The organism is Ralstonia sp. 25C (genome assembly GCF_051904805.1).
GTDB lineage: Bacteria > Pseudomonadota > Gammaproteobacteria > Burkholderiales > Burkholderiaceae > Ralstonia.
The window spans coordinates 762,866-783,610 of record NZ_CP196738.1 but is presented as its reverse complement, the minus strand read 5'-3'; the positions used below and the strand labels follow the sequence as shown (position 1 = coordinate 783,610).

Below are 20,745 nucleotides of genomic sequence, written 5' to 3'. Positions count from 1 at the left end.
GCCAGCGGTGGTGTCAGGCGCGTTTGCCGACGGAGGTGGTGGGCACTTCTTCCACGTCTTCGCTGTGGCCGCCTTGCACGTCGTGGCCGGCGTTGTCGATCCACAGGCGGGCGCGGTCTTCGCCCACGCGTGACAGCTCCATGCGGTATTCGTAGCGATCGGGCCGGTACAGGCCCTGCAGCAGTTGGACGGGGCGGCCACTCATCTCGCGCACGATGCGTTGCACCGACAGCAGGGGTGCGCCCACGGACACATCCAGATATTGCGCCGTGGCCACATCCGCCAGGCGTGCCGACACTACCTGCGATGCACGATCGATCCGCACGCCCGAGGCCTCGATCAGCCGCAGTAGCGACTGATTGGCCAGCCGTTCCAGCGTGAGCTTGCTGGTCACATCCAGCGGCAGCCACGTGGTGATGAGCGCCATGGGCGTGTCTTCCAGGTGCCGCACGCGCACGAGTTTCTTGATCGGCGTGCCGGGTGGCACTTCCAGGCACTTGGCCTCGTCGGGCGGCGCCTGCACGTCTTCAAACTCGACGACCACGGCAGAGGTGCGCTCGCCCACATCGATGATGTTCTGCAGCAGCGTCTGCCCACCGCCGCCCAGCGTCACCGGGTCATCAGGTTTGACGACGAAGGTACCCATGCCGCGATGGCGGCGCACCAAGCCTTCCTTGACCAGGTAGTCGAACACCCGCCGCATCGTGACGCGCGACGCACCGAACTGGCGGGCAAGCTCGATCTCGCCCGGCATGGGGCCGTCGCCGAATTTGCCTTCGAGGATCTGCTGGCGCAGGACGACGTAGATCTGGTGGTAAAGCGGTACCACGGCATCGGGCATGGCGGTCGTGGGTCCGGCGGGCGGAGCGAGCTTGAAGTCAGAAAACCTGAAAGGGCGGTCGCCAGAAGGGGGCGGCCAAGCGCGGGGTGCATTGACAGGCGGCCGCAAGCCAGCGTTCGCCCATGCATTTGCGACGATAGGGTGTTTTGTTAAATGTGTAAAGCCGTGACTTACCCGTTGGTCAGAGGTGTATTGACGGGCGTTTCGGTGCCGTCTGCGGGCCGTTGATTGCCCTGGCCATAACGTGGGTTTGGCTCGCGCATGGAGTTCTTGGGCGCCACCGGTTCGCCCAACGCGTTGACCAGCGCCACGTGGATCGGCGTGCCGCTTTCGCGGTCGCGCAATAGGATCGGGCCCTCGCCGTCGGGAGTGAGGTAGCGGTCACCCCATTGCATCAGCGCCACGACAGCGGGCAGTAGATCGACGCCCGCGCGGGTCAGCCGATAGGCATCGCGCACGCGGTCGCCCGGCTCTTGGTATGGCACGCGACGCAGGATGCCGTACGTCACCAGCGCCTTGAGCCGCGACGACAGGATCGCCGTCGAGCATCCCGTGCGGCGCAGGAACTCATCGAAGCGCGTGACGCCCGAAAATGCCTCGCGCAGCACGAGCAGCGTCCATTTCTCGCCGACGATCGATACCGCCGCGGCAATCGAGCACGGCTCGTCCATCGACGTCACCAATTCGGAAGCCGATGGCGTGGACGATGCGGTGGAGAGGGATTCAGTCGTCTTCATGTCAAAAGCATAGGCCACTAACTTTATTTGCAAAAGCCAGGGTTTCTGCTAATCTGGGTTCAAATTGAAAAGTCAGGCGGCGATCCCGTCCTGGCGGTCAGAACAAGCGATCCATCGCGTGAGGAGAACCCCCATGCTGTACACCATCCACCGTTATCCCGCCGAATGGATCGACCGCTGGACCATGCACGACGGCTCCATTGCCACCGTGCGCCCGATTCTGCCGCAAGACGCCCCGCTTGAGGCCGCCTTGGTGGAGGGGCTGTCGTCTGAGTCACGCTATGCACGCTTCCTTGTGGGCGGTGGGCGGCTCTCCGATGAAATGCTCGCCGCCTACACGCAAATCGATTACGTGAACCACATGGCGCTCGTCGTAAGCGTCGCGCGCCCCGACGGTAGTGGTGAAGACCTGATCGCCGATGGCCGCTTCGTCGTGGAAGACGGTGTGGCCGAATTTGCCATGCTGGTGGCCGATGCGTGGCAGGGTAAGGGCGTCGGCCGGCGCCTGTTCGCCACGCTGGTGCGCGCGGCGCGTGTGTCGGGCGCGCGTGAAGTCTTCGGCGAAGTGCTCTCCATTAACCGCCGCATGATCGCCCTGGCGCGCGATGCGGGATTCCGCGTGGCCAATGTGCCGGGCGATGCCACTGTCTGCACCGTGCGCCTGCCGCTGGCGCAGGCCGAGGCGGCCATATCGCCGTTCGCTTTCGCCTGACGTTTCCTCTTCGCGCGTCTGCACCCACGCCGGCGCGCCTACCGTGTGTCTCTTTCGCCGCCGCTGTGCGGCTTCTTTTTTGCCTGACTCATCGAAATTCGTGGTGCTCAGCGCAAAAAAACATCGCTTTTGTGGATGAATAGACGCGCATAGACTCGTCCGCGTGGCCCGGTGCGTAGGTGCCCCCCACCGCGTGCCGGTGCCGCCTGACTACAACGCTTTGATCGACCACCGCCCCACACCATGAGCGACATCACGCCAGTGCTTGCCCCATTCCACCTTGCCTTCCCCGTGCATGACATTGCTGCGGCGCGCGCTTTCTATGGCGACATCCTTGGCTGCCCTGAAGGGCGCAGTTCGCCGGATTGGGTCGACTTCAACTTCTACGGCCACCAGATCGTCGCGCACCTTGCGCCGGAAGAAGTCGGCCACCGCAAGACCAGCGCCGTTGATGACCACGACGTGCCGGTGCGCCACTTTGGCGTGGTGCTGTCCATGCCCGAGTGGGAAGCGGCCGCGGCCAAGCTGCGCGCTGCCGGTATCGAATTCATCATCGAGCCGTACATCCGCTTCAAGGGCGAGGTGGGCGAGCAGGCGACGATGTTCTTCCTGGACCCGTCGGGCAACGCCCTGGAGATCAAGGCGTTTGCCAACATGGCGTCGCTGTTTGCCAAGTAAGGTGGTAGACGGTGCGGCGCGTATCCTTGCGCTTTCGCTTTGATGCGCTTTGATCCGCGCCGGTATGCTCCGAGAACTCAAGACTTTCATCGCCGTTGCCCGGCACGGCACTTTCGCGGCCGCGGGCGAGCGCATTGGCCTCACGCAATCCGCCGTGAGCGCACAGATCCAGCGCTTGGAAGAATCGCTGGGCTTTCAATTGTTCGATCGCACGGGCCGGTCGGCCATGCTCAACGCTGCCGGGCGCGATACGCTGGCGCTGGCCGAACACATCGTCACGCTGTACGACCGGCTGGGTGATCAGGCTGGCGGCAACGAGCAGCGTGGCCTGGTGCGCATCGGCGCGATCGCCTCGGTGCAGACGTCGTTTCTGGTGGATGCGCTGGTGCAGTTCCGCAGCGAATTCCCGCATTGCCGCGCGCGTATCGTTCCGGGCGTGTCGCTCGATCTGCTCGGCCTGGTGGACGCCGGGGAGATCGACCTGGCTGTGCTGATCCGCCCGCCGTTTGCCGTGCCGGCCGATCTGGAGTGGCGCACGCTGGTGGCCGAGCCTTTCGTGCTGCTCGTGCCCGACAACGTGCCAGGCGACGACTGGCGCGCCTTGCTCGCGCACCAGCCATTCATCCGTTACGACCGCCGTTCATTCGGTGGGCGCCGTGTTGACCAGTTCCTGCGCGACCAGCACATCACCACGCACGACGTGATCGAACTCGATGAGCTGCAGGGCATGACGCAACTCGTGGCGCGCGGGCAGGGCGTTGCTCTCGCGCCGCAGACGGCCGCGCAAGCGGCATGGCCGCCCGGCGTTCGCGCCATCCCATTGGGCGACGAGACCTTCACGCGCGAGATCGGCCTGATCGAACGCCCGCGCCATAGCCGTCAGCCCATTGCTGGGCGCCTGGCCGATTGCATTGACGAGGCCGCACGGGCGTACGCCTGACGGTGCGTGCCCGCTGGAGCACGCAGGCGATTAGGCGCTCAGAAGCTCAGCGCTTGCTCGATCTCCTGGACTTTGCGGCGTGCCAGCGCCAGGTTCGATTTGGCCTTGTCGAGCACCACGTAGAGGAACAGCCCCGGCTTGCTCGCGACGGGGCGGATGATGTGGTACTGCTTGCTCAGCGTAATCAAGATGTCGTCGATCACGTCATCGAGCTTGAGCGCTTGCATGGTCTTGAGCTTGGCGCGCACCACCTCGGTATTGCCCGCTGCGGCGAGCTCCAGATCGATGCCGTCCCCGGCCGAGGCGAGGATCATGCCGCTCGCGCTATCCACCAGCATGGCGCACATGGCGCCATCGAACGTAGCAAGGTGGGTCATGGAACTATTGAGATTGCTCATGGTGCGACTCCCCGGATGGTTTGAGTAGGTTTGTGGTTGTGGCTGTGAAAAACAGGTGCGTACGACTAGGCGGGCTGATGCAGGAGCGACAGGGCGGGCAGCGAGGCCAACTCTTCGGCGATGCGCTTGGCCTCCCACAGGGCACGGCCGAGCACGGCGTCGTGCCCCTTCGCCATGCACACCTGCACGATCGCGGACTGGCGAACCGGCTGGAACACCATGGTCCCCATGTCGGTTTCGAGCACCAGCCGATGGCAGGTGTTGAAACGCACTTCGCGCCCCAGCGCACGGACCACCGACATGACCGTACTGGTCATGGCCGAAAGCCGGGCCGCGCTATAGCGCGCCGGGTCGAGCGCCGAGGCGATGGTGAAGCCGTCGAGCGTGCAGAGCGTCGCGGCAGACAGGTCAGGTAGCGCATGCGCGTACCGCTGGAGTACGGCCGTCGCGGCTTGCGCGAGTTCGGCCGGAACGGGCGATGCTGCAGCGTTCATGTTTGCAGGGTGTAGAGCATGATTTCGACGATATCGAGCATCTGTGCGCGCTCGCGAACATCGGCCATGACGACCGGAAGCGCGCGCCCCAGCGCCTGGCTCAGCTGGGCCGAGAACGCGTCGACCCGGGCGGGTGTAGACGGCCGCGCCACGAGCACCAGCGCGGACGGCTGCGCTGGTTCCGCCGCGATGCGTTGCAGTAGCGGAATGCAGCGCTCGCCCGCGTCGGGGGTGTTGACATCCACCATGACGATCGCACCGGCAATGACGGAGATGAGCCAGTCACGCAGGAAGTCGAAACGCTCCTGCCCTGGGCTGCCGTAGATCTGCAGCAGTTCACCGTTGCCCAGGTCGACCTCGCCAAAGTCGACGCCCACCGTTGTCGTGGCTTTGGTGGAAGTGTGTCGGTCGAGATTGGGCACGTCGCAATCGATGGTCACGTCACCGCACAGGGTGCGAATGGCCGTCGTCTTGCCGATGCCCATCGGGCCGAAGATGCCAATGCGGTGCATTTAGGGGCGCGCCTGCAACTGATGGCGAGAGCTGCGCAGCCAGCGTCCGACCAGGTCGAAGAAGCGGCTGTGCGAGACGCGCGCATGGTCGGGTGTGCTCGCCAGTGTGGTGTTGCGGTGCACGTTGATCTGCAGGGCGCCGAGCTGGTTCAACGTGCGTAGCAGCAGGCGAGCCTCTTCGTGTTCGAGCCCGCCGTCGGTCGTCAACCAGCGCAGGCTGACTGCGCGGCTGGTCATGGCGGCCATTGCGCGGCGGAAGCGCAGCGCCTGCAGATGCACCTCGAGCGTGACCCAGCGCAGCAGGCGGTAGGTGGGTTCAGGGCTGGCGGCCGTTGCGTGCGCGGGCACGGGTTCGACGGGCACGGTGCCGGGCCGCACAGCGTTGTCCATCAGCCGCAGCGCGACGCGATCGAGCGTGGCCCAGAGATCGTGCAAGGTGAACCCACGCGGCAAGTGGAATGCGTCGTCGTCGTGGCCCGCTTGGGGCGTGTCATCGAGCCAAATCTTGATGGGCGCGCCAGCAGGCGCGGCAACATGGGCCGACGTTGCCGTCAGCACCACCACATCGGCTTGATGGGGCAGGACTTCGTCCCATTGATAGAGGGCGCGACCCACAATCGCGCTGAGTCCTGCGCGCAGCCGACGCTGCGAATCGTCGTCAAGCTGCTGCAACGAGATACGGCCACGGCGGTGATCCACGCGCGCGCGGCCTGGCGCCAGAGGCTCCATGCCTGTTCCCCCAAATCAGATTCCCAACCACAGGAGGCCGCGGCGCTGGCGCGCGGTACTTCTCCGTGGAGTGCGGCATGCATGCCGGGGCTTGATCACGCCACTGGTGCAGTGCCTGCTTGTTTTTGATGCCTCGGTTCCGGTGCTGTTTTGACGCCGGTCCATCGGTGAGCGTGAGGCTAGCATCGTCATCGATGCCTTTGCGCAAGCCTGAGGAATCTTGAATTTCTTGCGAATTGCTGACGTGCCTGGTGAGGCGGCAAGGCGCCTAGGGCTCTGGCGCGCGTGATGCCGGCTATATGCGGGGCGTCGTTGACCATGCGTTATATCGACTCGTATATTACGGGCGGTCATTCATCCACGTAGCCGGGTCTCGCATGCAACGTTTCTCACTTCGCACACAGGTGCGCGCTGTTGGGCTGGTCGCCGCGCTGTCGCTCGGGTTTGCGGCCCCGGCACATGCTGCCGACCTGGTTGTGTCGGCCGCTGCGAGCCTGACCAACGCATTTAAAGCGATCGGGCAGCAATACGAAGCACTGCATCCGGACACCAAGGTCGTGCTCAACTTCGGCGCGTCCGACGTGCTGATGCAGCAGATCGTGAAAGGTGCCCCGGCGGATGTGTTTGCCTCTGCCGACCAGGAAGCGATGAACAAGGCTGTGGCCGAGAAGGTCATCAAGACCGAGACGCGCAAGGACTTTGTCGCCAACCAGCTCGTGCTGATCGTGCCGACCACCGGCGCTGTACCGGTGCATGTGCTGAGTGATCTGACCAAGCCTGAGGTGAAGCGCGTGGCGATCGGCAACCCGGCGTCAGTGCCGGTGGGCCGCTATGCCAAGCGCGCGCTGGAAGGGGCTGGGCTGTGGCAGCCGGTCGAAGCCAAGGCCGTGCTGGCGCAGAACGTGCGTCAGGCGTTGGACTATGTATCGCGCGGCGAGGTGGAAGCCGGCCTGGTGTTTTCTACCGATGCCGCCATCGCCGCCGACAAGGTGAAGGTGGCAAGCCCCGTGCCGCTGAATGTGCCGCTGACCTACCCGATTGCGGTGACATCGGGCACGAAGCAACCGCAACAGGCGGCCGACTTCGTGGCGTATGTGCTGTCGCCGGCTGGCCAGGCGGTGCTGGCCAAGTATGGCTTCCTGAAACCTTGATTACGCGGTAGCGGGCTGGCTGGCGCCTTCTGCATCGCGCTTGGGCGTGCGGTGAATGCGCAGCACCAGGAAGGCCCCCGCGATGCACAGCCCGCCTGAGATCATCGAGGCCAGCGTGTAGTTACCCAGCGACGCGCGCATCATGCCCGCACCCAGCGTGGCAAACGCTGCGCCCAGCTGGTGCCCCGCGACGATCCAGCCGAACACGATGGGCGCGGCTGCCTTGCCGAATACATCGTTGGTCAGGCGCACGGTGGGCGGCACGGTGGCAATCCAGTCCAGCCCGTAGAAGACCGCAAACACCGGCAGGCCGAAGAACTCGAAGCCGAACGCATACGGCAGATAGATCAGCGACAGCCCGCGCAGGCCGTAGTACCAGAACAGCAGCACGCGGCTGTTGTAGCGGTCGGAGAGCCAGCCCGACAGCGTGGTCCCTACCAGGTCGAAGATCCCCATCGCCGCCAGCAGGCTTGCACCCTTCACTTCAGAGAACCCGTGGTCTGCACACATGGCGATGAAGTGCGTGCCGATGTAGCCGTTGGTGCTCGCGCCGCAGATGAAGAAGCTCGCAAACAGCAGCCAGAAATCACGCTTGCGCATGGCTTGCATGAGCGTCTGCATGGCCAGGGTGATCGGGTTGGCGCGCGGGCCTTGTGCGGCTTCCGGTGCATCGGCGGGTTCACCGTAGGTGCGCAGACCGACGCTCTTGGGCGATTCCGGCAGCAGCAGCCACACGATCGGCAACAGCAGCGTGAGCGCGCCGGCCACGATCAGCACCACCGGGCGCCAGCCGTAGTGCTCGACCACCGCCGCCATCATTGGCAGGAACACGAGCTGCCCCGTGGCCGAACTGGCCGTCAGGATGCCCATCGCCAGCCCACGGTGCGAGGTGAACCAGCGGTTGACCACCGTCGCGCCCAGCGTAATGGCCGCCACGCCCGTACCGCCGCCCACCATCACGCCCCACAGCAGCACCATCTGCCAGGGCTCGTGCATCAGCGCCGAGAGTGCCGTGCCCGACACCAGCACCGCGAGCGCACCCAGCACCGTCGGGCGAATGCCGAAATACTGCATCGATGCGGCGGCAAACGGCCCCGTCAGCCCGTACAGCGCAATGCCGATCGAGATGGCCAGCGAGATCGTGCTGCGGCTCCAGCCGAATTCATGTTCGAGCGGCAGCATCATCACGCTGGGCGTGGCGCGCGTGCCGGCCGCGCACAGCAGGATTAGGAACACCACCGCCAGCGCGAGCCAGCTGTAGTGAAAACGTGGGGCGATGAGGCGGGCAAGTCGCTGCATGGGGTGTCCGATTCCTTCGATTCTTGTTGGAGCAACAATATCGCATTCGTTACCGACCGGTAACAACGTGGTTGCGATAGTAGGTACCGGTCGGTAACATGTCAAGCTGCATTCGAATGACACCGGTGTGGCTGGGGGTTTGCCTTCCGCCGCGCCTGCAGGAGCACCACCATGGCTAACGCCACCCGTCGCGGACCCCGCGCGCTTTCCGCCGTTGATCAACCCAAGCCGACCCCGCGCCGCATCAGCGGGGAGGATGCCCACGCCAGCCTGCTCGAAGCGGCTCGTCAACTGTTTTACTACGAAGGCGTGCGGGCCGTGGGTGTCGAGGCCGTGGTGGAGAAGGCTGGCGTCAACAAGATGAGCCTGTACCGGCAGTTCAAGTCGAAGGACGACCTCGTCCTCGCCTATCTGGAGCGCAGCGACGAGAGCTTCTGGGGCTACTTCAACGGCAGCATGGCCAAGCACCCGGATGACGCGCGCGCGCAACTGCTGCAGTTCTTCATTGATGTGTCGGAACGGGCATCGCGCCCGGGCTATCGGGGCTGCCCCTTCGTGAATGTGGCGGCGGAGTTTCCGGACCTGACGCATGCGGCGCGGCAGTTCGTCCAGCGCAACAAGGCACTGCTACTCGCGCGACTGCGTGACCGCGCCGAAGCCGCGGGCGCCACCGACCCCGACGCGCTGGCCGACGATCTGGCTTTCCTGATCGAAGGCGCCTATACCGCTAGCCAGACCTTCGGCACCGACGCACCGCGCCTGATCAAGAGCCTGCCGCGCACGGCACGCGTGTTGCTCGATGCGGCTATCCCCGCGCGCAAACCGGGCTGATGTTGTAGCGCGTTCACGCTAAAAAACATGGGCGCGCGAGCGCTGGGCGATGCCGCTACACTCGCTGGCATTGTTGCTTCGGCTGCACCTCAATGACGCCCAACCAAGCCCCGCTGTCCCCCATCCGCACCACGCAAACTGCGCCGGTGCAGCCACTGTCGTTGCCGGCGGCGCTGTCGCAGGCGCAGCGTGCACTCGATCGCATCGTGCTCGGCAAGCCGTTGCAGATCCGTCTGGCGTTGGCGTGCCTGCTCGCGCGCGGGCATCTGCTGCTCGAGGATCTACCGGGCGTGGGCAAAACCACGCTCGCGCACGCGCTGGCCCGCACGCTCGGGCTGCAATACCAGCGTGTGCAGTTCACGAGCGATTTGCTGCCAACCGACCTGATCGGCGTGTCGATCTACGTGAAGGAGAAGGGCGCATTCGAATTCCACCCCGGGCCACTGTTCGCGCAGGTAGTGCTGGCCGACGAGATCAACCGCGCTACGCCCAAGGCGCAGAGCGCGTTGCTCGAAGCGATGGCCGAAGGGCAGGTCACGCATGACGGTGCGACCTATCCGCTGCCCGAGCCGTTCTTCGTGATTGCGACGCAGAACCCGCTGAACCAGATCGGCACGCATCCGCTGCCGGAGTCGCAGTTGGATCGCTTCACGATGCGCTTGTCGCTCGGCTACCCCGATCAAAGCTCCGAGCGTGCGCTGTACCTCGGTGGCGGTGCGCCGCAAGATATCGACGTTGTGCTGACTGCTGCGCAGGTCGTTGCGCTGCAAACGGCCGCAGATGCCGTGCATATCGCGCCCGCGCTGGTGGACTACGTGCTCGCGCTGGTGAATGCCACGCGCACCGATGCGCAGGTGCAGATGGGCCTGTCACCACGCGCTGGTCTTGCGCTGTTGGCCGCTGCACGCGCCTGGGCGCTAATTGACGGTCGCGACGCCGTGCTGCCCGAAGACGTGCAAGCCGTGTTCAAGGCCGTGGCCGCGCACCGGTTGCTGCCGACCGGGGGCACGCTGTCGGCCACGGCGCTGGCGCAGCGGCTGCTCGATACGGTCGCCATTCCTTAAGCGCCGCGAGCGTACGGCGCCATGGCGCGTTTCACCTCACTGCTGGTCGCTCCGCTTCGTGCAGTCGGCGCGGTGCTGGCGATGCTGCCCGGCATCCGCTTTGCGCGGGCGCGTGTGCAGCGCTTTCTGCAGCGGCCACGCGCGCCGCGCGAAGGCCGCATCCGCCTAGACCGCAACCACATCTACATCCTCCCCACCGCGGCCGGCGCGGGTTTTGCGCTGCTGCTGATGGTGATGCTGCTGACCTCGCTCAACTACAACGTGAGCCTGGGTTTTTTGCTGACCTTCGTGCTGGCCGGCGTGGCGGCGTCCGCCATGTGGCAGACGCATCGCAACCTGGTCGACCTGGAAGTGCGTGGTGCGGCGGGCGATGCCGTCTTTGCCGGACACGCGCTGAATGTGAGCGTGGCGCTGGCCAATGTCACGCCGTGGGCGCGCGTAGGGGTGGATGTCAGCGCGCGCGATGCTGCTGCGGTGGAAACGTCGCTCGACCCGCAGGACGCCATCGTTGCTGCGCTGTCCTTTGCGGATCAGCCGCGTGGCTGGTTCAAGCTGCCGCGCTTGACCGTGTCGACGCGGTTTCCGTTGGGTCTGTTCCGCGCTTGGAGCTATGCGGATGCGCCGCTCACGTTGCTGATCTATCCCGCACCGGAGCCGTCTGCGCCGCCGCTGCCCGCCAGCTTCGCGCCCGACCCGGGCGAGGAGGACGACACGCGCGCCGCTCGCACCCACGTCGAAGAGGCTGCCGACCAACTCCGCACCTACCGCCCGGGCGACGCCTTGCGCAGCATCGCGTGGAAGCACAGCGCCCGGCTGGATATGTGGATGAGCCGCACCGGCCAGCAGGTGCGCCACGCGCAATGCGTGCTCGCCTGGGAAGCGCTACCGCCGTCAATGAACGTGGAGCAACGCCTGTCACGTCTATGCGCATGGGTGCTGGCCGCAGAAAACGCCCCCGCCGGTGATGAGCCCGAATACACGTTGAGCCTGCCGGGCGTATCCATCGGCCCAGCACGCGGCGCGGCGCATCGTGATGCATGCCTGCGTGCGTTGGCCCTGTGGGGCAAGCCCGCCATGCCCGAGGAGGCGGCCGCATGAGCACGGCTTCTGAAACCGCCGTCTTCGGCTCGGCCCGCGCGCTTACGCAGCGCGAACATGGCTGGCTGATCGCGCAGCTTGCCGTCGTGCTGCTGCCGCTGCTGCGTGCATTGCCGCTGGTGACATGTGCCGTGTTTGGCGTGCTGCTGCTCTGGCGCGCCCTGCTGTGGGTACGCCGCGCGCCGTTGCCGGGTAAGTGGGTGCTGGGCTTGGCGGGCGTGGCGACGCTGGTGGTCACGCTGGCGCTGGCCATGCGCACCGGCGGCAATATCGGGCGCGATTTGTCGGTGGCGCTGCTGGGGGCGTTTCTCGTGCTCAAGCTGATGGAATCGCACACGGTGCGCGCCGGCATTCTCGTCACGCAGTTGTGCTTTTTCCTGCTGCTCTCGCAGGTGCTGTTTGATCAGCCGCCGTGGCTGGCCGCCACCCTGCTGGCGACGAGTGCGCTGCTGCTACGCAATTGGCTCGTGCTGCTGCATCCGCAGGCGCTCCAGCGGGTGTCGCCGGTGCAGATGCTCGCGCGTCTAGTGTTGATGGGCTTGCCATGTGCGGCGGTGCTGTTTCTGCTCTTTCCCCGGCTGGACCACCCGCTGTGGCGCTTGCCGCAGTCGGCCGAGACCGCCACCAGCGGTATCTCCGACCGCATGTCGCCCGGCTCCATCGGCCAGTTGATCTTGTCCGATGACCTCGCCTTCCGCGCTGATTTTGCCGGCATGCCGCCGCCGCTCGATACGCTCTATTGGCGCGGCATGGTGCTGTGGCGTTTTGACGGCCAGACCTGGACGGCAGCCGCAACCCGGCAGCGCCGAACCACCGAGAGCGTACCCAATTCTGCGGACGCAAAGAGCGGCGCTTCGGGCACGGTCGATTACAACATCACGCTGGAGCCCACCCACCAGCGCTGGCTGTTTGCGCTGGATCGCGGCCTGTCGGTGGAGGCGCGCGATGGTGTTGGCCGCAGTGTCGACGGCGAGTTCGTCAGCACACAGCCGTTCGACCAGCGCGTGCGTTATCACGCCCGTTCGCGCGTGCCCGTGCGCGGCCGTGCCGACGATGCGCAACCGCTTGACCCATTCACGCAGCAGATGGCCCTGGCACTGCCACCGGGCAATCCCCAGACGCACGCCTTGGCCGCGCAGTGGGCGAGCTTGCCGCCGGCCGAGCGTGTGGCCGCCGCGCTCAAGTTGTTCGGCAGCGCCCCCTTTGCCTACACGCTGGAGCCCGAACCGCTGCAGGGTCAGCAGATCGATGACTTCCTCTTCCGCACGCACCGAGGCTTCTGCGAGCACTACGCCGGCAGCTTCGTCTTCCTGATGCGGGCGGCAGGCGTACCGGCACGCGTGGTGGTGGGCTATCTCGGGGGCGAGGTGAACGCGGTGAGCGGCGACATCATCGTGCGCCAGTCCGATGCGCATGCCTGGGCGGAGGTGTGGCTCGACGGGCGCGGCTGGGTGCGCGTGGACCCGACCGCCGCCGTGGCGCCGCAGCGTGTGGAGCGCGGTCTGGCGGCTGCCGTGCCTGCCAGCGAATTCCGCTCGCGCCGTGTGGAAGAACCTGCTTGGCTGCGTAGCGTGCGCTGGGGGCTCGATGGCCTCGTCAGCGGCTGGAACCGTTGGGTGCTCGGCTACGACCGCAACCGGCAGGCGCAGCTGTTCGCGTGGCTGGGGCTGGACGCCGCCGACCCACGCGCGGTGCTATGGGGCGTGTCGGGCATCTTCCTGCTGGCTGCGCTGCCGTTGTTATGGCAGCAGCGCAAGCCGAAGCCCGACCCGGTGCAAGCACAGTGGCAACGCCTGTGCGATCGACTGGCGCGTCACGGTTGCCCGCGCAGTCCTACCGAGGGGCCCATGGCCTATGCCGAACGGGCGGCGGCGCAATTTCCCCATGCGGCGCAGGCACTGCGTGAAGCTGCAGCCGGCTACATCGCATTGCGCTATGGCCGCGAGGGTGCCGAGGGCGGCGACGCACAAGCGCGCGCCCAGCGTTTTGCGCAATGGCGCAAGGCGCTGGCACAGGTGCCGTTGCGCGGCTGAGTTTTTCCGTTAGTGCGCGACGCAGCATTTTCCCGATAATCCAACGGTATTAAGTCTCGCCGGCTGCACTTTCTGCGATGCCCGTTTTTCGAATAATCGGGTTTCTACGTATCTGCCTGGGCAAAATTGGGTCGATATGCATGGGTAGGCGCCACGGAAGCAATGTGGTCCTAAGCAAACTCCGTATTTGCCCCATTGCAGCCCAGCATGGCAGACATTACCCAATCTCAATTATCCGAAGCCATTGCGCAACTGGTGAGTTGCGGCGTGTTTTCGGTGGACCGCGAGATGCGCATCCTCTCGTGGAACCGCTTTATGCAGTACCACAGCGGCCGCGCCAGCGACGAGGTGATCGGGCACGACATGTTTGCGCTGTTTCCGGAGCTGCCGGAAAAATGGCTGCGCAAGAAAATCGAGAGCGTATTTGTGCTGGGCGTGTCGGCCTATACGACCTGGGAGCACCGGCCGTATCTGTTTCGATTTCGGCATACGCGGCCGATTACCGACACGATTGAATGGATGCAGCAGAACTGCAGCTTCATTCCCATCGAAGATGCGAATGGCGTGGTGATTGCCGTGGGGATTACGCTGATCGACGCCACCGATGTCTGCCTAGCCTATGGTGAGCTGCAAAAGCGCGAAAAGACCGTTACCGACGCGTTGCAGGAACTCACGGTGCGCAATGCGCAACTGTCTGCACTGAATGAACAACTCGCCCAGGCGCACCAGCAGTTGCTGCAGTCGGAAAAGCTGGCCGCCATCGGCCAACTGGCCGCCGGTATTGCGCACGAGATCAATAACCCGGTGGGCTTCGTGCTGTCGAATCTGAACAGCCTGCAGCGCTATATGGGCACGCTGCTCGACTACGCGCGCGGCATGGAGCAACTGATTACGCAGTCAGCGCCGTCGCTGGACCCGCAGCTTGCGGCGCTCGCGCAGGTGGCGGATATCGACTACCTGGCCGAAGACGCGCCCGCGTTGGTGACCGAATCACGCGAAGGCCTGGCCCGTGTGCGCGACATCGTGGTGGACCTGCGCGATTTCTCGCGCGTGGACACCACGCACCAGTGGGAACAGGTGGACATCCACCGCTGCATCGAATCCACCCTGAACATCGTCCACAACGAGATCAAATACCAAGCCGACCTGGTGCGCGAATACAGCACGCTGCCGCCGGTGAACTGCATTCCGTCGCAGATCAACCAGGTGGTGCTGAACCTGGTCGTCAATGCGGCGCAGGCGTATGCCTGCAAGGGTGGAGGCAAAGGGGAAGGCGATGGCGAATGCCCCGGACGCGGCACCATCACCGTGCGCACCGGCTGCGATGCGCGCGACACGGCAGAGGCCGCCGCGATCTGGCTGGAAGTCGCCGATGCCGGTTGCGGCATCCCGCCGGAAAACCTCAAGCGCATCTTCGATCCGTTCTTCACCACCAAGCCCGTCGGCAAGGGCACGGGCCTAGGCCTTTCGCTCACCTACGGCATCGTCAAGGCGCATGGCGGGCGGATCGACGTAACAAGTACGGTGGGCCTGGGCACGACGTTTAGGGTGACCTTGCCGGTGTGCGGGCAAGCGCCTGCACCCGGCGCACCTGCCGGAGTTGCTGCAGCTGCCGGAACCGAACCACAGAAGCCAGCCGACATCGCGCTGGCCGCAACGTAGTTTCAACGCTTCACGCCGCAAAGAGGGGACACACCATGGCGCTACCCGTGCTCGTTGCCGACGACTCATCGTTGGCGCGCAAGCTTCTGATCAATGCCCTGCCCGAAGACTGGGATGTGGAGGTCACGCAGGCCTCCAACGGCGTACAGGCGCTCGAGCTGTTCCGCGCCGGCAAGGGCACGGTGGTCTTCCTGGACTTGACCATGCCCGATATGGACGGCTTCCAGGTGCTCGAACAGATCCGCCACACCGCCGAAGACGCCTTCGTGATCGTGGTGTCGGCTGATATCCAGTCGGGCGCGGTCGAGCGCGTCAAGGACCTCGGCGCCATTGGCTTCATCTCGAAGCCCGTGTCGGCTGACCGCATTGTGCCGATCCTGCGGGGGTATGGGCTCTATGAATGACCTGACCTTGAACGAGGAGCAGCGCGACGCGCTGCAGGAAATCGCCAACATCGGCATGGGCAAGGCGGGTGCCGCGCTGGCCGAACTGCTGGGGGCGTTTGTCACGCTGTCGGTGCCGGGCATCAAGCTGGTCGATGCGGCGCAGTTGCGGGCCAATTTGCTGGCCGGCGATAGTGCGGGCGATACGCCGTCGCCGGTGCGCCAGGCATTCCAATCCGACATCTCGGGCGAGGCCATCGTGCTGTTCGGCAAGGACGGCCGCGAAGAATTGGAAGAACTGATGGGCTACGACGACGTGAACCACAACGTCGAAAGCGAAGCCCTGTCCGACATTGCCAACCTGCTGGTGGGCGCGTGTGTGCGCAGCGTGTTCGAGCAGCTTGGGCGCAACCTGTCCTTCTCGCGGCCGAGCTTTGTGCCGGCTGCGGCGTTGCAGCACGCGTTGTCCGATGCGCAGCTCGGCCGCTGGGATGTGGCGCTGCTGCTGGAGGTGCGCTTCACGCTCGAGCGCGGCGGCTTTGTCGCCAAGTTGGTCATGCTGCTGCCCGAGGCCGCCATCCGCAAGATGAAGAGCGCGCTGGAGCAGTTTCTACAGGCGCTTTGACAACACACCACGGGCCCGCCATCCAACCTTTAGGAACCGCGCCATGCTTGCCACCGAAGACGACACCACGCAAACCACCACCCCTGATTCCGCGGCGGCCCCACAACCCGCCAGCGCACCTGCCGAGGCGGCGCCTACGGCAGCAACGCCGCTGATCCTCCTGGTGGACGACGAGCCGGGCGTACTGGCATCGCTGCGGCGCCTGCTGCGGCCCACGGGCTATCGCGTGATCACCGCCGAGGGTGGGGCGGCGGCGCTGGACATGCTGGGCGTGTATCCGGTCGATCTGATCATCTCTGACATGCGCATGCCCGGCATGAGCGGCGCGGATTTTCTGGCGCGGGCCCGTGAGCAGTATCCCGACGTCATGCGCATTCTGCTGACGGGCTATTCCGAGATCGATTCGGCCGTGAAGGCCATCAACGAGGGCGGGGTCTATCGCTACCTGAACAAGCCGTGGGATGACCAGGACTTGCTGCTGACCGTGCGCCATGCGATCGAGCAACGCGCGCTGGCCCGCGAGGCGAAACGCCTGACTGAACTGACCCAGCAGCAGAACGCAACGCTGCAACGCATGAACGCAGGGCTGGAGACACAGGTGCTGTCGCGCACGGAAGAAATTCGCCAGACCGTGATGTTTCTGGAAGGCGCGCAGCGTGACCTGAAGACCAACTTCACCAACATGGTCCAGGTGTGCGCCAGCATGATCGAAATGCGCTGCGGCGCCATGACACGCCAATCACTGCGCGTGGCGGACCTGGCGCGGCGCATTGCTATCGAATGCGGGCTGACGGGGCTGCAGGTGCAGGACATTTTTCACGCCGGCTTGCTGCACGGCATCGGCAAGTTGTCGCTGCCGGATGCCCTGCTGAGCACGTCGCTCGACCGGCTCTCGGCGGAGCAGGCGCAGCAGTTCTATCAGCACCCGCTGCGCGCGCAGATGGTGCTGACGCCCGTCCGCCAGCTTGAACACGTGGCGCAGATCATCCGGCACCAGTACGAGCGCTTCAACGGCCGCGGCACGCCGGACCGGCTCACGGGCACCAGTATCCCCATCGGGGCGCGCGTGCTCGCTGTGGCGCGTGATTTTGAAGGGCTGCTGGCGGGCGAGATCATCAAGGAACACGTAGGCCCTGACCAGGCGATGGAGATGATCAAGGCGCAATCCGGCCTGCGCTACGACCCCGACGTCATCGTGCGCTTCGTGGCTGTGCTCAAGCAGCAGGGCGAGGTGATGGCCGTGCGCCAGGTGTCTTCGGCCGAACTGCGCGAGGGTATGCGCCTGGCCGACGACTTGCTCACGCGGCGCGGCGTGCTGCTCATCACGCGCGACAGCACGGTCAGCGCACACCAGGTGCTGCAGATCCGGCGCTTTGAGACGCACGAAGACGTGCCATTCGCCATCCTGGTCTACGCGCAAGCGCCGGAGCCGGCTGAAGCGTCTGCTAAGGCGACACCCGACACACCCGACGCCGCAGAAGCGCCAAAACCAGCTTGAAGCACGGCCTTTGGGGAGGGTTTATGGAACGGGGACTCGGCCGGCATGTGCTGGCCTACATGATCAGCATGTTCGGGGTGGGCGTTGCCATGACGAGCGCAAAGGCCGTCATGGCGACAGAAGCCGTGCCCGACCGCGCGCACATGCAGCAGATCGTCGCGCGCGCTAGCGAGCACGGTGCACGCTGGGATGGCCCCGAGGCCGGCCCGCGTGCGCAGACCGGCATCACCCTCGCCATCGTCAGCGAGGACTTGCGCAACGGCGGCATTCTGGGCGTGGCCAAGGGCATCAAGGAGGCCGCCGGCGTGATCGGTTGGACGGTGCGCGTGTATGACGCGGGCGGCACGCCCGAAGGCCGCAAGCGGGCGGTGGCATCGGCGCTGGCGCTGCAGCCGGGTGGCGTCGTGTTGGTGGGTGGCGATGCGCGCGACATGCAGCCCGCGCTGGCGCCCTTCGCGCAACGCGGCATCCCCGTAGTCGGCTGGCATGTGGCCGCCACGGCGGGGCCCATTGCCGGCAGCCCGGTTGCCGTGAATGTGTCGACTGATCCGCTGGCCGTGGCGCGGCTGACGGCCATGGCGGCGGTGGTGGAATCCGGCGGCCACGCCAACGTGGTCATCTTTACCGACTCGAACTTCCAGATTGCGCAAGCCAAGGCGGCAGCCATGGCCGAGGTGATTCGCGCGTGCGGCGGCTGCCGCCTGCTTGCTGTGGAGGACGTGCCCATCTCTGGCAGCGCGCAGGCCATGCCGGGCGTCATGCATCGGCTGCTGGAGCAGCATGGCCGGGTGTGGACGCACGCGCTCGCCATCAACGACATCTACTTCGATTACGCCGCAGCCGAACTCACGCGTGCTGGCCGGCCCGATGGCATCCGCATGTTGTCTGCGGGGGATGGCAGTGCGGCGGCCTTCCTGCGCATCCAGGCGGGCGCGTTCCAGACCAGCACCGTGGCCGAGCCGCTGAACCTGCAAGGCTGGCAACTGGTGGACGAGCTGAACCGGCTGCTGGCGCATCAGCCCGTGAGCGGCTATGTGTCGCCGGTGCACTTGGTCACCGCCAAGAACATCGCCTTTGACGGTGGGCCGCTGGGGCAATACGATCCGGACAGCGGCTATCGCGCCGTGTATCGGCGGATCTGGGGACGCTGAATGTTCGGGCCGGCGGTCAGCCTCCACCTCATACGCGCTCGCACGCCGCTGCGCGGGCTGTGGCCGCGATCGTTGGGTCGGCAGTTCCTGTTGGCAGTGGTCGTGCTGGCATTGCTGATTTCGGCCGGTGGCATCACTGCGGTGGTGGCGCTGCGCACGTCCGCCAACGCAACGCGGGCGCTGGCCAACGAGCAGCTCACGCAGTTGCGGCAGGCGCAGGAGCTGGTGCAGCACACGCTGCTGATCGAGCGCGAATCGGCGCAGTTGCAGAAGACCGCTTCCGTGGAGGCACTGCGCCGCCACTATGCAGAGATCCTGACCAACCTGGCGGCGTTCGAGCAGTTGTCTGAACGGCTGGCAGCGGCCGATGACGACATTGACGTGCTCGACCTGCATCAGTCGAGCCAGTTGTTTCGCAACGCCGTCAACATCGCCGCGCAATGGTGGGAGAGCGAGTTGCAACGTGCCGCTGCGGGCGACGCAAACGCCATAAACGCGACAGCCGGCGCTGCCCCCAGCGCGTCTGCCATGCAGGCCGTGGCCGAGCGCACAGCCGCCGGGCGGCGTTCGGTGGATGCGCTCTACCTGCAGGCCGGTGCCATGGTGGCGGCTGCGCAGCAGTTGTCGGCGCGGCACACGCATGCGTTTCAGCAATCCATGCAAGCGCTGGCTGCGGTCTCGGAGCGTAACGAGCACTGGGTGACGGCGCTGCTGGCCGGCAGTGTGGCGTTTGCTTGCCTGGCCGCATATGGGCTGCTGGGGCGCCACGTGTTGCAGCGCCTGCTGCAGGTGAGCCGCAGCTTGCGTCACGGCCATTCAGATGGCGCACCCGGCGCCGTGCCCGTGGCGGGCGACGACGAGATCGGTCAGATGGCCCGCGCAGTCGAGCAGTTCCAGCAGGATCGATGGCAGCTCGCCCTGGCGCACGAAGCATTGCAGGCCGAGCGCGCCCGCCAGGAGCAACTGCTGCACGAACTGGCGCAGGCGCAGGGCCAACTGCTGCAATCGGAAAAGATGGCATCCATCGGCCAGTTGGCAGCGGGGGTGGCGCACGAGATCAACAACCCCGTCTCGTTCGTAAATGCCAACCTGGGCAGCCTGCAACGCTACGCGGCCGGGCTGCTGGATACGGTGTCGGCCTACGAGCAGTACGAAGCGGAGCTGGCGCCCGCCACGCGTGCCGCACTGGCGCAGGTCAAGCAGGTGGCCGACCTCGACTACGTGCGTGAAGACATGCCGGCCCTGCTGGCGGAATCCCTCGACGGGCTGCAACGCGTGAAGAGCATCGTGCAGGGCCTCAAGGAGTTCTCGCATGTGGACGAGGCGCAGGTGCAGCGCGCCAACCTGGAGACGTACCTGGAGACCACCGTCAAGATCGTCTGGAACGAGCTGAAGTACAAGGTGGAGCTGGTGCGCGAGTACGGCGGGATTCCCGAGGTCGATTGCATGCCCGCGCAGTTGAGCCAGGTGTTCATGAACCTGCTCGTCAACGCCGGCCAGGCCATCAAGGAGCAGGGGCGCATCACACTGCGCACGGGCCACGACGCACGCAACGTGTGGGTGGAAGTGGAAGACACCGGCAGCGGCATCCGCCCCGAGCACCTCAGCCGCATCTTCGATCCGTTCTTCACCACCAAGCCGGTGGGCACAGGCACGGGGCTGGGCCTGTCGATCTCGTACGGCATCGTGCGCAAGCATGGCGGCCAGATCGAAGCCCGCAGCGAGGTGGGCAGCGGCACGTGCTTTCGCGTGACGTTGCCATTGCCTGCTGAAGCCTGAGCGAGCGCGCAAGCTGTTGATCGGCTTAAAACACGAGCCCCAATGCGGGGCATGAAGGCGGTCAATTCTGCAGGGTGATTACCCGGCGGTAATGAAATATTTTCCGATTCTGGGCTTAAATATTTCGGAT

21 protein-coding genes are annotated in these 20,745 nt (G+C 65.5%); 14 read left to right on the top strand and 7 right to left on the bottom strand.

The features are described from left to right. Positions 1-13: 13 nt before the first annotated feature. Complete coding sequence (locus ACS7SF_RS21995; RefSeq protein WP_439894243.1) at positions 14-841, bottom strand: GntR family transcriptional regulator; 828 nt, start codon at positions 839-841, stop codon at positions 14-16. A gap of 170 nt (positions 842-1,011) precedes the next feature. Further along, the gene (locus tag ACS7SF_RS21990) at positions 1,012-1,578 is read right to left on the bottom strand and encodes a winged helix-turn-helix transcriptional regulator (RefSeq protein ID WP_439894242.1); all 567 of its coding nucleotides are present in this window, start codon (positions 1,576-1,578) and stop codon (positions 1,012-1,014) included. A 133-nt stretch (positions 1,579-1,711) separates the two neighbouring features. On the opposite strand from ACS7SF_RS21990, the gene ACS7SF_RS21985 reads away from it, so the two are divergent. From ACS7SF_RS21985 to ACS7SF_RS21975, 3 genes are all read left to right on the top strand, one after another. Beyond that, positions 1,712-2,290, top strand: coding sequence for a GNAT family N-acetyltransferase (locus ACS7SF_RS21985; protein WP_439894241.1), 579 nt, complete (start codon positions 1,712-1,714; stop codon positions 2,288-2,290). Between the two features lie 243 nt (positions 2,291-2,533). Then, positions 2,534-2,968 (top strand): VOC family protein, encoded by a 435-nt coding sequence (locus tag ACS7SF_RS21980; RefSeq protein WP_439894240.1) that lies wholly within the window; start codon positions 2,534-2,536, stop codon positions 2,966-2,968. A gap of 64 nt (positions 2,969-3,032) precedes the next feature. Further along, complete coding sequence (locus ACS7SF_RS21975) at positions 3,033-3,908, top strand: LysR family transcriptional regulator (protein ID WP_439894239.1); 876 nt, start codon at positions 3,033-3,035, stop codon at positions 3,906-3,908. Positions 3,909-3,946: 38 nt separating this feature from the next. Here ACS7SF_RS21975 and ACS7SF_RS21970 read toward each other — a convergent pair whose 3' ends face one another. The 4 genes from ACS7SF_RS21970 to ACS7SF_RS21955 all read right to left on the bottom strand — a co-directional run bounded on the left by ACS7SF_RS21970 (position 3,947) and on the right by ACS7SF_RS21955 (position 6,041). Further along, a complete protein-coding gene (locus tag ACS7SF_RS21970) occupies positions 3,947-4,306 on the bottom strand; it encodes a hypothetical protein (protein WP_439894238.1) in 360 nt (119 codons plus the stop codon). A 65-nt stretch (positions 4,307-4,371) separates the two neighbouring features. Further along, positions 4,372-4,800: a roadblock/LC7 domain-containing protein gene (locus tag ACS7SF_RS21965; RefSeq protein WP_439894237.1), complete on the bottom strand. Its 429-nt coding sequence runs from the start codon at positions 4,798-4,800 to the stop codon at positions 4,372-4,374. After that, entirely contained in the window at positions 4,797-5,312 is a 516-nt protein-coding gene (locus tag ACS7SF_RS21960; RefSeq protein WP_439894236.1) for a GTP-binding protein, read from the bottom strand. The genes ACS7SF_RS21965 and ACS7SF_RS21960 overlap by 4 nt, the downstream gene beginning before the upstream one ends. Beyond that, on the bottom strand, positions 5,313-6,041 hold the full coding sequence (locus tag ACS7SF_RS21955) for a hypothetical protein (RefSeq protein ID WP_439894235.1): 729 nt from the start codon (positions 6,039-6,041) through the stop codon (positions 5,313-5,315). It lies immediately after the preceding gene. Positions 6,042-6,418: 377 nt separating this feature from the next. Here ACS7SF_RS21955 and modA point away from each other — a divergent pair, with 377 nt between their 5' ends. Continuing rightward, positions 6,419-7,192, top strand: a complete 774-nt coding sequence (modA, locus tag ACS7SF_RS21950) for a molybdate ABC transporter substrate-binding protein (RefSeq protein ID WP_439894234.1) — start codon at positions 6,419-6,421, stop codon at positions 7,190-7,192. On the opposite strand, the gene ACS7SF_RS21945 is transcribed toward modA, so the two are convergent. After that, complete coding sequence (locus ACS7SF_RS21945) at positions 7,193-8,491, bottom strand: MFS transporter (RefSeq protein ID WP_439894233.1); 1,299 nt, start codon at positions 8,489-8,491, stop codon at positions 7,193-7,195. 171 nt (positions 8,492-8,662) lie between these two features. Between ACS7SF_RS21945 and ACS7SF_RS21940 the strand changes: the two genes are divergently transcribed. The 10 genes from ACS7SF_RS21940 (at position 8,663) to ACS7SF_RS21895 (ending at position 20,615) form a co-directional block, all read left to right on the top strand. After that, positions 8,663-9,322 carry a TetR/AcrR family transcriptional regulator gene (locus tag ACS7SF_RS21940; RefSeq protein WP_439894232.1) on the top strand — a complete coding sequence of 220 codons (660 nt, stop codon included), beginning with the start codon at positions 8,663-8,665 and terminating at the stop codon, positions 9,320-9,322. A gap of 92 nt (positions 9,323-9,414) precedes the next feature. Next, on the top strand, positions 9,415-10,386 hold the full coding sequence (locus ACS7SF_RS21935; RefSeq protein WP_439894231.1) for an AAA family ATPase: 972 nt from the start codon (positions 9,415-9,417) through the stop codon (positions 10,384-10,386). A 21-nt stretch (positions 10,387-10,407) separates the two neighbouring features. After that, a complete protein-coding gene (locus tag ACS7SF_RS21930) occupies positions 10,408-11,484 on the top strand; it encodes a DUF58 domain-containing protein (RefSeq protein ID WP_439894230.1) in 1,077 nt (358 codons plus the stop codon). Next, positions 11,481-13,517, top strand: a complete 2,037-nt coding sequence (locus tag ACS7SF_RS21925; RefSeq protein WP_439894229.1) for a transglutaminase TgpA family protein — start codon at positions 11,481-11,483, stop codon at positions 13,515-13,517. The genes ACS7SF_RS21930 and ACS7SF_RS21925 overlap by 4 nt, the downstream gene beginning before the upstream one ends. 207 nt (positions 13,518-13,724) lie before the next feature. Continuing rightward, the gene (locus ACS7SF_RS21920) at positions 13,725-15,179 is read left to right on the top strand and encodes an ATP-binding protein (protein WP_439894228.1); all 1,455 of its coding nucleotides are present in this window, start codon (positions 13,725-13,727) and stop codon (positions 15,177-15,179) included. Between the two features lie 35 nt (positions 15,180-15,214). Further along, positions 15,215-15,583, top strand: coding sequence for a response regulator (locus ACS7SF_RS21915; protein WP_439894227.1), 369 nt, complete (start codon positions 15,215-15,217; stop codon positions 15,581-15,583). Next, positions 15,576-16,187 (top strand): chemotaxis protein CheC, encoded by a 612-nt coding sequence (locus tag ACS7SF_RS21910; protein WP_439894226.1) that lies wholly within the window; start codon positions 15,576-15,578, stop codon positions 16,185-16,187. The genes ACS7SF_RS21915 and ACS7SF_RS21910 overlap by 8 nt, the downstream gene beginning before the upstream one ends. Before the next feature lie 43 nt (positions 16,188-16,230). Beyond that, positions 16,231-17,685, top strand: a complete 1,455-nt coding sequence (locus ACS7SF_RS21905) for an HD domain-containing phosphohydrolase (RefSeq protein ID WP_439894225.1) — start codon at positions 16,231-16,233, stop codon at positions 17,683-17,685. An 89-nt stretch (positions 17,686-17,774) separates the two neighbouring features. Further along, positions 17,775-18,836 carry a substrate-binding domain-containing protein gene (locus tag ACS7SF_RS21900; RefSeq protein WP_439894451.1) on the top strand — a complete coding sequence of 354 codons (1,062 nt, stop codon included), beginning with the start codon at positions 17,775-17,777 and terminating at the stop codon, positions 18,834-18,836. After that, on the top strand, positions 18,837-20,615 hold the full coding sequence (locus ACS7SF_RS21895) for an ATP-binding protein (RefSeq protein WP_439894224.1): 1,779 nt from the start codon (positions 18,837-18,839) through the stop codon (positions 20,613-20,615). The last annotated feature ends 130 nt before the right edge of the window (positions 20,616-20,745 follow it).